9 protein-coding genes and 1 pseudogene are annotated in these 13,497 nt (G+C 35.7%); 3 read left to right on the plus strand and 7 right to left on the minus strand.

The window, feature by feature from the left end; translation table 11 throughout:
- Window positions 1-103: 103 nt before the first annotated feature.
- The 3 genes from HYQ40_03965 to HYQ40_03975 form a co-directional block, all read right to left on the minus strand.
- The gene (locus tag HYQ40_03965) at window positions 104-817 is read right to left on the minus strand and encodes a PepSY domain-containing protein (protein MBZ6526921.1); all 714 of its coding nucleotides are present in this window, start codon (window positions 815-817) and stop codon (window positions 104-106) included.
- Window positions 818-1,118: 301 nt separating this feature from the next.
- Entirely contained in the window at window positions 1,119-2,192 is a 1,074-nt protein-coding gene (locus HYQ40_03970; protein ID MBZ6526922.1) for an anti-sigma factor domain-containing protein, read from the minus strand.
- A 1-nt stretch (window position 2,193) separates the two neighbouring features.
- The gene (locus HYQ40_03975) at window positions 2,194-2,820 is read right to left on the minus strand and encodes a sigma-70 family RNA polymerase sigma factor (GenBank protein MBZ6526923.1); all 627 of its coding nucleotides are present in this window, start codon (window positions 2,818-2,820) and stop codon (window positions 2,194-2,196) included.
- Window positions 2,821-3,023: 203 nt separating this feature from the next.
- Here HYQ40_03975 and HYQ40_03980 point away from each other — a divergent pair, with 203 nt between their 5' ends.
- A complete protein-coding gene (locus HYQ40_03980; GenBank protein ID MBZ6526924.1) occupies window positions 3,024-4,352 on the plus strand; it encodes a LysM peptidoglycan-binding domain-containing protein in 1,329 nt (442 codons plus the stop codon).
- Window positions 4,353-4,824: 472 nt separating this feature from the next.
- On the opposite strand, the gene HYQ40_03985 is transcribed toward HYQ40_03980, so the two are convergent.
- Complete coding sequence (locus tag HYQ40_03985; GenBank protein ID MBZ6526925.1) at window positions 4,825-6,609, minus strand: ABC transporter ATP-binding protein; 1,785 nt, start codon at window positions 6,607-6,609, stop codon at window positions 4,825-4,827.
- Complete coding sequence (locus HYQ40_03990; GenBank protein ID MBZ6526926.1) at window positions 6,602-8,365, minus strand: ATP-binding cassette domain-containing protein; 1,764 nt, start codon at window positions 8,363-8,365, stop codon at window positions 6,602-6,604. Before HYQ40_03990 ends, HYQ40_03985 begins: the two co-directional genes overlap by 8 nt.
- A gap of 234 nt (window positions 8,366-8,599) precedes the next feature.
- On the opposite strand from HYQ40_03990, the gene HYQ40_03995 reads away from it, so the two are divergent.
- Together HYQ40_03995 and HYQ40_04000 are read left to right on the plus strand one after the other, a co-directional pair.
- Window positions 8,600-9,502, plus strand: a complete 903-nt coding sequence (locus HYQ40_03995) for a glycerophosphodiester phosphodiesterase (protein ID MBZ6526927.1) — start codon at window positions 8,600-8,602, stop codon at window positions 9,500-9,502.
- Window positions 9,492-10,001, plus strand: coding sequence for a deoxynucleoside kinase (locus tag HYQ40_04000; GenBank protein MBZ6526928.1), 510 nt, complete (start codon window positions 9,492-9,494; stop codon window positions 9,999-10,001). Before HYQ40_03995 ends, HYQ40_04000 begins: the two co-directional genes overlap by 11 nt.
- 320 nt (window positions 10,002-10,321) lie before the next feature.
- Here HYQ40_04000 and HYQ40_04005 read toward each other — a convergent pair whose 3' ends face one another.
- On the minus strand, window positions 10,322-11,308 hold the full coding sequence (locus HYQ40_04005; GenBank protein ID MBZ6526929.1) for an aldo/keto reductase: 987 nt from the start codon (window positions 11,306-11,308) through the stop codon (window positions 10,322-10,324).
- A gap of 342 nt (window positions 11,309-11,650) precedes the next feature.
- A pseudogene (gene spxB / locus HYQ40_04010) lies at window positions 11,651-13,431 on the minus strand (pyruvate oxidase).
- Window positions 13,432-13,497 lie beyond the last annotated feature (66 nt).

A 13,497-nucleotide genomic window follows, 5' to 3' on the forward strand; every position in this document is an offset into this window, starting at 1 on the left:
TAATGAAGATGGAAATCAAATCCACTTTCATTACGTTTTTGTTTTGTTAAAAATAATTATTTAACTTAGATTCGAATAGTCTTAACTTAAATGATGCGCCTTGTTAGTCATCCCAATCGTCATCATCCCAGTCATCATCGTCCCAGTCGTCGTCCCAATCGTCGTCATCCCAGTCATCATCATCCCAGTCATCGTCATCCCAGTCGTCGTCATCCCAGCCATCGTCATCCCAGTCATCATCGTCCCAATCGTCGTCATCCCAGTCATCATCGTCCCAATCATCATCATAACGGTCGTCATCATCGTAACGGTCATCATCACGTCCATAGTAATAATTATTATCATAAACTGTTGGACGGCTTCCACTATAATCATTATAGAATTGACGGTAGTAATGGCGATCGTCATCATCGTCGTTATCGTCATCATTTACATCGTCATTAACGTCATCTATATCATCATCATCTTGATCAAGAATATCCCCAGTTAAGGCATCAACTTCGACTTCGATTTCACGATTACCATCAATGAGTGTAATCTCCCACTCTAGTTTATCGTCATCATCGTTATCATCATCGTCGTCATCACTATCTAAACTCCAATTAACGATATTATTATTTTGAGTGTGATCCATGACTGATTGAGTGATTTCTTCGATAGAAGCTAGCTCATCAATATTTATAGCTAAATTATCATCGTCATCATCTCTAGATTTACTTGCAAAAAAGTTTTCCCCGTTATATCTAATTAATTGATATGCTTCTGTCTCACCACGGCCAAGAACTCTTGTAATAAACTGCCCTGTTTCTTGATGCATGTGAATATCAATATCTGTTAATTCGGCATTTGGATAGTATGATTGATAAAGTGAAACTGCCTCATCAAAAGCATTTTGTAACTCACTTGTTTGTTCTTGAGAAATCGCAACAGTACCAACATCATTATTTTGCGCATTAATACTTACTACAGGCGTGATACCACTTAGAGCAAGCATAGATGCACTGAGTAGAAGGAATTTTTTCATCTTCATTTTCTATCTCTCCCTTATTTTTTTACCGTTTGCTCGGCTTATTAAATAATACGAATGTCGATTTGTTTTTAGGTACCTTTTTTATAAATTAATCATCATCATCGTCAAAATCATCATTCCAATCGTCATCATCATCCCAGTCGTCATCATCCCAATCGTCATCATCCCAATCATCGTCGTCCCAATCGTCATCATCCCAGTCATCGTCACCTTCTATATAAGAATTCACTGAACTATTGACATTGTCATCAGTACTATACGAATCTTCATCATAAAACGATTCGAACCAATCATCATCTGAATTAAATTCACTATTATCTGTTGGTTTTGGTGTAACTAATCCTTTGAAGAAGCTTTGTAGTTCTTGAACTTCTGAGCGATTATAGATACTTTCTAATAATTCTCTAAAACGTTCACTACTTTGGTTAAAATTATAATACTCCGCGTTTCCTGATAAGCGGTCACGTTTTTCTTTAGCTGATAATACGCGACTCTCTTCATCAGTCCACAATGAAATATTTGCATTAGCCAATTGATAATCACCCAATAAGACTTCTTGTTGAGTCGCATTTTCGTAGTCTTCCATTGTTCCTTTAATAACAACAATATTGTTGTTTGCCATTGCGTTTCTTAACTCTTCTACTACTAAATTCTCAATCGCATTTGTATCATCCGTATTGGGAGCCGAGATAGCGATCAGAACATCTAAGGAATCTGATTCATCAATGAGACTTACAAGTGAAGGTGTAATTTCACTTAAGTTTTCTCCTTCAGTTATGCTTTCATTCTCCATTTCACCCAGTCGATTAATTACTCTAACGACTTCATAATCATCATTCAGTTCAACTTGAACACCTTCTTGTGTTCCAATTGAAATGGCTGCATATGCAGGTTCTGATGGACCAAATATATTTTGAGAAAGATTAAAGAATAAGAACAACACTGCCGCAACAGCTACGAGGCTTATCAGTGGTCTGAAATTCACACGATGAACTTTTTCTTTTGCTTGATATCGATCAGAATCAAAGTAAAAAATTTGATCTCCAACGGCTAAAGAATCTTTTCTTTTCAACCGATGAATTTCACCACTCGGGTCCATGACGATGACGTAATTTTCTTTGACGTCTATGACAATTGTTTCTTTTACATCATATTTACTCATCTTATCCCCTCTTTATCCAATCTATTAAGCTCGCTAACCCATTTTTAAATATAATAATTGTCGATGTGATAAACACTTTGTTTCCTTTAACGACTTTCACTGAGACATTATTATATGTTGCGGTTAGTTTTATAGGTAGACGCTTCTTTTCAAATAAGGGTATTGTAATCGGCTTATGTTTACTTGATTTCTCCGATATATGAATGGCTCTTTCGCGACTATCTTGATGTTTTGGAGATTCTTCTATTAATTGCTCCAAAGTAATATCAAAGTCTTCAATCGTGCTTTTCCACTCTTCAATTTCAATAGCCAATACATTTTCACTTTGTTTCGATTCATCTTGAAATTGCATGCCTGATTCTGCCATGGAATCTAAGGATGCCATCTCTTCATTCTTTTTTTCTTTCCTTAGATAATCAATCACGCGACTTCGAATGACCACTTTTACAAAATTTAGTAAAGATCCTTTTGACTCGTCATATTTTTCAACGGCTTCTTTAAAAGCTAACAAAGCAATTGAAAAAGCATCATCATTTTGAACATTAACATATCGATTGGTAGTCTCGCTGACTACTTTTATAATGAAGCCATAATGCTCTTCAATTAGTTGCTCAATTTGTTTCTCGATTTGAAATGCCTCCTATCTGCTCAATAAATAATACGTAACTTTATAACAATTTAGGGACCATTTTCTTACTTTAATTCAATCATAGCACAATTTTTTATCGAATTAATCTAATTATCCTCCAAAAGGTCCCTAAAATTGATTTAGCTTTCGTATTATGTATCGACTGGCAAAGCAAAGTCAAAAATAAGAAAGAAGGTACGAAAATGCGAAACAAGAAATATCTATTAAGAAGAAAAGGTTTTAGTGTTAAAAAGGCTCTATTATCAATTGGTGTTGTTGCTTCCATTGGATTAGCTTTTAGTCATTCGACTGAAATCTTAGATAGTGCTTTAGCTAATTCCACAACTGAAAATGTAGATGTATCTCAAACAAATAATGTATTAAGCCATCCGGTAGTGCAAAAAGAACAAAATGCTGCTTTAAATGCATTGATTAATCGTTGGCAAGAAAAATCGGCTGAAGAAATTAAAGAGGAATTACTTCGTCAAGAAGAAGCCGGTTCTATTGCTTATGTCGTTCAGTGGGGAGACACTCTTCCAAATATTGCTTCCGCTGCAGGATTGACCGTTGATCAATTATTAGACTTGAATGGTCTGAGCGAAGATTATCATATGAATACTGCAGATATCTTAATCGGTCTCATTGATAACCAAGATATTCACGTCGCTGGCGCATATGACGATGATTGGGATGATGACGACTGGGACGACGATGATTGGGACGACGATGACTGGGATGACGATGATTGGGATGATGACGACTGGGACGACGATGATTGGGATGACGACGACTGGGACGACGATGATTGGGATGATGACGACTGGGATGATGATGACTGGGATGACGACGACTGGGACGACGATGACTGGGATGATGACAACGGTTATGATGATGACTGGGATGATGACGACAATTATTGGTTAGAACGATTCTATAACGATCCGAATAACATTCCAGGACACAATCCGAAAACCGAAGGGGATATTCCTACAACGATTGCCCAGGATACTGAAGTAGAAACAACACAATCGCCTGATCAAACAGTAGATAGTCAAGTAGCGGATACAACTTTAGATGAATTACCACCCGTTGATACGACTGTAACAGATTCAAATAATGTCAATCTTGATGCTGTTACTCAAGAATTCCATAATTTAGTCAATCAAGAACGTGCAAATAATGGGCAAAGCCAATTGAATTATGGTAATCATTTACAAACTGCTGCCGTAAGTCGAACATCAGAAATTACAGAACATTTCTCACATACAAGACCGAATGGATTATCATTCTTCACAGCACCCGGCTTTGATCAAGGTGGTACAATTGTCGGAGAGAACTTACAACAAACATATATTTCACAAAATGCAACACCAGAAGAAATTGCTCAAAAATTATTTGATAACTGGAAGAAAAGTCCAGGACACTATGAAAACATGATGGATGGTTCGTATTTAGATCATGCAATTCAACTTGATACATACGAAAATGGAGACAACATCATTATCTATTCAACACAAGTATTTAGTAATTAAGCAAAATAAAAGATACCGAATTTACTGCCATAAATTCAATATCTGATAAGTTTTAAATTCTAGTTCATTTAAAAATATAAAAGTTAAGAAGTACGGACAATTTACGAATTGTTCATGCTTCTTTTTTTCTATAAAAAATAACATTTAATGACGTCAGTATTCGCAATTTTATTCAACATGTGATATAATAGTTATTACGCGAAAGATATTTTTTATGCGAGAATTTAATTTGTTTTGATGAAATTTAATCAAACTGGCGTAACTAAAGGGTTACAAGGATATATTAGAGGTTATGGGAATATATCGTTTAAATGAGAAAGAATTAATTTTAAGTAATAGTTAAGCAAGAACTTTAGAATAATAATATTGACTAGTTAGGTAGCCTTCTCTTCACAGAGAGGGCTATTGTCTATTTAAAAGATAATTTCATAATAAAAAAGCAAAGTGCGCCGAAGTTCACTTTGCTTTTTTATTATGCTTCTTCTTGTAATGATTGAAGTCGATACATATCGTAATACGTACCTTCCAATTCAATTAATTCATCATGACGGCCTTTTTCAATGACACGTCCTTTATGTAAGACATAAATTTTATCTGCATTCTTGATTGTTGAAAGACGGTGAGCAATAACAATTAACGTTGCTTGCTCTCGTATCTTCTCAAGACTTTGTTGAATATATTGTTCTGTTTCTGTATCAATATTGGCAGTCGCTTCATCTAATATCAGAATACGAGGGTTACGAATGATTGTCCGCGCAATGTTAATCAATTGCTTCTGACCCGCTGATAATGACGATCCACCTTCACTAATTGGAGAATGATACCCTTCTTCTAAAGTATTGATAAAATGATCAGCTCCTGTAAATTTGGCAGCATCAATCACTTCTTCATCTGTGTAATTCCCATGTAAGCGAATGTTATCAAAGAAGTCACCATAAAACATGAATGCATCTTGTTGTACAAGCCCTATCTGAGAGCGGATGCTTTTCTTTGAATGATTACGAATATCTTGTTTATCGACAGAGATAATACCTTCTTGATACTCATAGAAGCGCATCAATAAGTTGATGATTGTACTCTTTCCGGAACCAGTATGGCCCACAATAGCAATCATTTCTCCCGGTGCCACTTCTAACTCAATATCTTTCAATACATTATGTTCACCATCATATGAGAAATATAAATCATCGATATTAATTTGCCCAGTAATTTGAGTGTCCATTGCATCTGATGTAGGTATAGGCTCAGTATTGTCATCATCCAGTAAAGCCATGCCTCGTGAAGCCGATACGAGTCCATCTTGATAAATGCTCAAGCTGTCTAGCATCCCTCCAATTGGGTGGAAAAATGACTTCGAATAAGATGTAAAAGCGTAAATAATTCCTATATCAACGAGAGATCCAGCAATGAGTTGCGAAGCAAAGATCCAAATAACAATGACTAAAACAATTTGTTCAATCAAATTAATCGCTGGCATTAATAGTATCGCATTCATCTTGAACATATTCGTTCTCGCCATTAAGTATTCTTGATTGACCTCATCAAATTCTTCTTTCATTCGCTCAGTTTGGTTAAACTGTTGAATCAGCCACATTCCCATAGTTGACTCACTTAACCTAGCATTCACTTTACTTAAAGCTTGTCGCATCCGCCTGTAAATAACCGTACTAATCTTTTGGTATACATATATTAATACAAAAACCACCGGGATAAAGGCCATGAACACCCAAGACATAGATGCACTCAAAGAAAACATTGCAACAGCTATCATTGTCGCATTAATAAAGCCATCAAAGAATGTCAAGAAGACATTCCAAAATTCTTTAATTGTTTCTGTATCGTTGGTTACGCGAGATACAACTTCACCATTTGGCGTTTTGTTAAAGTAATCTAAACTCAACGTCCCTAATTTGCGGTAAATATTATTACGCATATTCGCTACCGTATGTTCAGAAGCTAATTTGAATGTAAAATCTTTAAGATAAACTATAATCATTCTTAGAAATAATAGGACTAAATAAGTTCCTGCAACTTGTAATGTTACTTGTATTGTTGCTGAACTTGTTGATAAGTAATCATCTATATATTGTTGAATAATAATTGGTAAGTAAGCTGATAAAGCAGAGGCAAAAGTCATCATCACAATTGAAACAATAAACCATTTAATTTCTGACTTCGCAAACGAGAATAGGTAACGTAAAATACCCCATTGTTCTTTCAGTGAGAAGTTTGTTTTCCTTTGTTTCGTATTACTCATCTACTTCACCACTTTCTGAAATTTTTTGGTCCAATTGTTGTTGGCGGAACATATTATCGTACCATCCTGCTTGAGTTAATAATTCCTCGTGTGAACCTCTTTCACTAATATGTCCTTGGTCTAGAACAAGAATTTCATTCGAACGCATAATCGAACTAATCCGGTGAGTCGCTATAATTGTAATACCACTCTTACGGAATTTACGTAAATTTGATAAAATTCTTTGTTCAGTTTTAGCATCTACTGCCGATAGCCCATCATCCATAATTAATATTTTGGGATTCATAGCAAGTGTACGGGCTATGGAGATGCGTTGCTTCTGCCCTCCAGATAGACTCACTCCTCGTTCCCCAACTAAAGTGTCATAACCTTCTGAGAACTCTAAGATATCTTCATGAACATCCGCAATTTTCGCATAGTATTCCACTTCTTCTTGAGACATGTCCGGTCGACCAAAACGAATATTCTCACGAACAGTTGTTGAAAATAGTAAATTATTTTGTGATATGTAACCTACGCGTTCATTTAATTCTATCATATCAATCTTACTCAACGGTGTATCATCAATCAGAATTTCACCAACTTTAACGTCAAAATTACGTACCAGTAAGTTAAAAAGTGAACTCTTTCCAGATCCTGTTCGTCCAACGATTCCTAAAGTATCCCCTTCTTTTAATTCAAAGTGAATATCTTTAAGGATGATTACATCTGAGTCTGGGTAGCTGAATGAATCAATATCAACTTTTAAATTGTCATACTCTAAACCTTTAACAGGATTTGGCGCATTAACAACAGTTGCTTTCGCTGATAGCAATTCAGTAACTCGGTCATAACTCGCATTCCCACGCTCCATCGTATTGACTAAACGTCCTACCGCAAGTAATGGCCACGTCATATTACCTAGATAACTTAAGTAAGCAATTAAATCCCCTAACGTAATTCGACCATTTTGAATAAAGTATGTCCCAAAGATAATTGTTAATACATAAGTTAATCCGGTAATAACATCAATCACAGGTGTATAGGCCGAATCAATTCGGAATACTTTCTTATTCTTCTCAACCACATTATCTGTTTCTTTAACAAAATCTCGGTAATCGTCTTCCTCTTCACCAAAAGCTTTAATAACTTTCATCCCCGATACACTTTCTTGTACATGGTCATTCATTTGTGAGAATGATTGAAGTGAGCCACGAAAATACTTATTAATTAACTTCCCAAGATAATGGGCTACAAAAATTAATAATGGAAAAGGTATGATAGTAAGCAATGTTAATTGCCAGTCAATGATAAATAACATTGAAAATAATGTTACGACTGTAATGGAAAGAGAGTCAGTTAAGGTAATAATCCCCCCACCAGCAACAAAGCGTAAAGCCGCTAAGTCATTGGTTGCATGGGCCATTAAGTCTCCAGTTCGATATTCACCATAAAACTTCTGATCCATCTTAGTAAAATGATCAAACAAACGATTTCGCATAATCGCTTCTAATAATGTTGAATTTCCGAATAAATTACTACGCCACATATAGCGTAAACCGTACATAACCAATCCAATAATAAGTAACAAGCCAGTTTGTTGCGTTAAACTCGTCCAAGTAATACTACCCCTTGCCATCTCATCAACTAGATTCCCAATAATTAAAGGAATGGATGCAGATAATAAAGCACAAGCAATCAAACCACTAATTGCAAGTGTATAAGTCTTCCATCTCAGTTTGAAGAACCAGCTTAATTTTTTAAATATTTGAAACATGATATCCTCATTTCTTATATGTATTATTCAACTTAATAAGTTCATCCTTTATAATAGCGATAGCTATCAGTGTCTGTCAACAGTCATTGGGTGCTAAATGAGTATTTTTTATACCTATCAATATTAGATAAAATTCAAACTTAATTTATGCCCATTTCACTTGAATTAATCTTCCAGCTACTTACTCATATATTTATTTGATATAATTAAATAAATAAAATTTGGGAGGCCATAATGAAATCTTTAATGAGGAAAGCTTTAGGTATTGGTAGTCTTTTAGCACCCATCTGGTATGCAATTTATGCATGGCCACAATCTGACGAAGCAATGCCGTTTTTTGAAAAGAACCGAACTAGACCTTATAACATTGCTCATAGAGGTGGCGCAGCCTTAGCACCCGAGGAAACGCTTGAAGCATTTGCTAAAGCGGACGAAGCTGGAGCGGATATGTTTGAATACGATGTACATATTACGAAAGACGGACATCTTATAGCGAGTCACGATCCAACCGTCGACCGTATTACAACTGGCACAGGCTATATTAATGAGATGACTCTCGAAGACATAAAATCTTTAGATGCTGGAGCAAAATTTATTGATTCTGATGGCAACCATCCTTATCAAGGACAAACTGTCCAATTAGCAACAGTTGAAGAAATTTTCTTACTCTTCCCGCGCAAAAAAGCTGTTATAGAATTAAAAGATACGAATAATCCCGCTCTTTATGAAGAAATGATTCAAGAAATGTGGCGATTAATCCAACAATATCATATGGAAGATAAAGTGATTGTCGCAAGCTTTGATCATAAGATTAATCAGCGATTCAAAGAGATATCAGAAGGTCGCGTTGCGATTGGTGCGGGTGAAAGCGAAGCAACTTCTTACTTAACGAAGATGATGCTTAAGCTCAATGGCATTGCGCATACGGATGCTGAAGCTTTCCAACTACCTCTTGAACAGCATGGCTTAGACCTTACTCAAAAGAATATCATTGAAGGTTCTCGTAAACGTGGTATCGCTGTCTATTATTGGACGATTAATGATGAAGCAACCATGCGTGAGTTGATCCGTAAAGATGTGGATGGGATTATGACAGATAATCCGGAGATGTTGGGGAGAGTTTTGGATGAGTTATAAGATCCACATAATCGGGTCTATCGGAAGCGGAAAAACGACTCTTGCTAAAATGATTTCAGAGCAGTTAAATGTTCCCCACTTTGAATTGGATAATGTTGTTTGGATACGACTCGCTTCTGGCGATAAAAAGCGAACTGATTATGATAGAGATTTGTATTTACAGGAAATCGTAAATACTCAATCTTGGATTATAGAAGGTGTTCATCATAAATGGATTTCTAAATCACTTGAAGAGGCTGATCAAATTATATTTCTAGACATAAGCTTACTAAAAAGAAGATGGCGAATTATCCATCGCTTTATCAAACAAAAATTTGGTGTTGAAAAAGCCAATTATAAACCTTCATTGAAAATTCTAAAATTTTTGTATAATTATAACACAGTATTTGAGCATAAAAGTAAGCCAGAAATTTTATCTGTACTTTCTGACTATAAAAACAAAGTGGTCTTTATTAAAAATGATCAAGATATAAAACATTATTTGAACCATTTAACTTAAGCCTTACAAAGAATAAATATTTTTCTACTAAACGACACTGTTTGATGAAACTCTCATCTTTCTGAGTCATTCTCGAACTTTTCTCAATAAAAAAATACCTCACTCCCACAAGCCACCACAGCTAGGGGAATGAGGTATCGCACAAATAGCCACTTGGGCTATTTGATATAATTAATTATAACACGAATAGATATAATCTCCAAAAATTTCTATCCACTAAATAGTTATCTAGACTACAAGAAACAAACCGTCGAGCAAACCACATTTATCAGGTTTGCTCGACGGTTTTCATTAACTCTTAAGAGCTAATACAATTCAGTTTAATTTATAACCGCTTCAATCATAGCCAATTCTTCTTTGCTAAAGTCTAAATTATCTAATGCTTTCACGTTACTTTGTAACTGGCTCAAACGGCTTGCGCCTACTAGAACACTCGTAATGATAACATCACGTAAAATCCAGGCTATCGTCATCTCTGCTAGACTTTGACCACGTTGCGATGCAATATCATTCAGTTTTCTCACTTTATCAATCATTGAAGCAACATTCTCTTCAGATAGGAACGGACTGTCACTTCGATGTGCACGAGAATCTTCTGGCACGCCATTTAAGTAACGATTTGTTAATAAGTCTTGAGATAAAGGACTGAAAGCAATCGCGCCTAATTCTTCTTCAACTAACACATCTTTTAAGCCATCTTCAACCCAACGATTAAACATACTGTAACTGGGTTGATGGATAACAAAAGGTGTACCTTGCGCTTTTAGAATATGAGTCATTTTCTTCGTATCTTCTGCAGAATAGTTCGAAATACCCACATACAAAGCTTTTCCTTGTCGCACAAGTAAGTCCAATGCATGTGCTGTTTCTGTTAACGGCGTGTCACTGTCTGGACGGTGATGATAGAAGATATCTACATAATCTAACTCAAGCCGTTTTAAACTTTGATCACAACTTGCAATGATGTTTTTCTTAGAACCCCACTCATCATAAGGTCCCGGCCACATATAGTAACCAGCTTTCGATGAGATAATTAATTCATCACGATATGATTTTAAATCCTCTTTTAATATACGTCCAAAATTAATCTCAGCACTACCCGCTGGTGGACCGTAATTGTTTGCTAAATCAAAATGCGTAATTCCCATATCAAAGGCCCCATGAATAATTTCACGTTGATTGCTTAAAGAATCTACATCTCCAAAGTTATGCCATAAACCAAGCGAAATTGCTGGTAATTTTAAGCCACTATTACCAACACGGTTATAAATCATTTTCTCGTATCGTTGTTCATTTGCAATATACATTGAATCTTCCTCTCAATATAAAATATTCTTCTCTCAGGAAAAATATTTTCACTTACTACTCTAAATTGATAGCGAATTTGTTGTAACCGCTTTTATTATTTTATCTTATAATTAGAATAATGACAAAATTAACTTACTGAAAACACTATTACTTATTAAAAAACTTGATCCCAAAAAATTAATCTTATTATGTGGTGTCTCAGTAGCAGAAATCTGATTTTTCAATGTGTCATCAACATTTCCAACTTTATATTTTACCAATTAATTAAGAAAAAAGAAAAAAAGATGAATCGCCTCAACAAGCGACTCATCTTTTAATCATTAATCTATTATTTCAGAAAATTATTTAGCTACTTTAGAATCTAATCCTTCAGCTTTTAAGTATTCACTGAATGGTACTAAATCTTCTGCTTCATATTTCTCTTTATAAGCTTTAATTTCTTCTGCACTGTAAATTGAAGCATCTAATTTCAATGTTTCCACTGGAATTGGACGATCTTTAGTAATCTTCGCGTCAATTACAACAGTATTACCTTCTTTGTATGCTTTAACAGCATCAGCCATTACTTGATCCATATCTTCGATACGGCTTACTGTGAAACCAACTGCACCTTGTGCATCCGCAATTTTAGCGTAGTCCACATCTGTAAACTCAGTACCAAACGTGTTCGTGTTCGTATCTTCATATTTGTTTTGATGAAGCCGTACTCAGTATTCGTGAATACTACGTTGATTACTGGCATGTTGTAGCTTACGTTAGTAACAACATCTGGATAATTCATAGAATACGCGCCGTCTCCCATTAAGTTCCAAGCTTGACGATCAGGATAAACATTCTTAGCCGCAATCCCACCAGGTATTGCGATACCCATTGATGCGAATAATGGAGATGTTCTCCACATGTTCTTAGGTGTCATGTGTAAGTGACGAATAGATGTTTGAGTTGAGTTACCAACATCGATTGAGTAGATAGCATCTTCGTCAGCGTGTTTGTTAATAGCATTGTACACTTGATAAAGTTGTAGAGCACCAGATTCTTTTTGCTCTAACTTGTTCATGTATTCACGCCAGTTTTCAATGTTCTTAAGGTTAGCGTTCCACCATGCTGATTCTTCAACAGCTGTTACTTTTTCTAATAATGAGTGAACTGCTTCACCAGCATCACCAAGAATTGCAACATCTGCATCGTGGCGTTTACCAAGCATCACTGGGTTGTTGTCAATTTGGATGAAGTTTTTAATGTTTGAGAAAGTACCTTCTATTTCAGCAAATGGGAAGTTCGAACCAACGAATAATACTGTATCTGCTTCTTTAACAGCTTCGTTAGCTGGTTTCCAACCTACACGGTAAGTAGAACCAGTTAAACCTTCAAAGTCCCATTCGAATGTTTCGAAGTTTTTACCTGTAGTAATAACTGGTGCTTTAAGTTTACGAGATAGTTCTTGAACTGCTGGACCATGTCCCATAGTTCCGATACCTGCATAAATTACAGTACGATCTGAGTTGTTTAATAATTCAACAGCAGCATCGATGTCTGCTTCATTAATTGCAGATGAAACGTAATCACGGTAGCTATGACCAGTTGAATAGAATGCATCGTTATCAATTTCGTGGAAACCAAAGTCACCAGGTACTTCTAGTACAGCAACTCCACGTTTAGCGATAGCAGTACGAATAGCTTCGTCAACTAATTTTGGTAATTGTTCAGCATATGCAACACGGCGGTTATATACTGCAATGTCTGCGAACATTGGAATTTGGTTTAGTTCTTGGAAAGCATCCATGTTTAATTCTTTTAATGGACGAGATCCTAAGATAGCTAATACTGGCGTATTATCCATAGCTGCATCGTAAAGTCCATTGATTAAATGAGACGCACCTGGTCCACCTGATCCAACACACACACCTAATTTACCACCGAATTTTGATTGCATAACGGCAGCCATTGCCCCTACTTCTTCGTGTTTTACTTGAATAAATTTAATGTCTGTATCTTCTTGCTCACCTAAAGCTTCCATTAATGGAGCCAAAGTTCCTGAAGGAATACCATAAATTGTATCGATATCCCATCCTGCCATAACTTTTAGTGCAGCTGTACTAATTTTAGTTTTTCCGTCTGTCATTCTAATAATCTCCCTACATAAATTTTTCTAAAAATAACTCATGTATGATATTATCACTTTAAATTT

It is taken from the genome of Aerococcaceae bacterium DSM 111021 (assembly GCA_020112395.1).
Taxonomy (GTDB): domain Bacteria; phylum Bacillota; class Bacilli; order Lactobacillales; family Aerococcaceae; genus Ruoffia.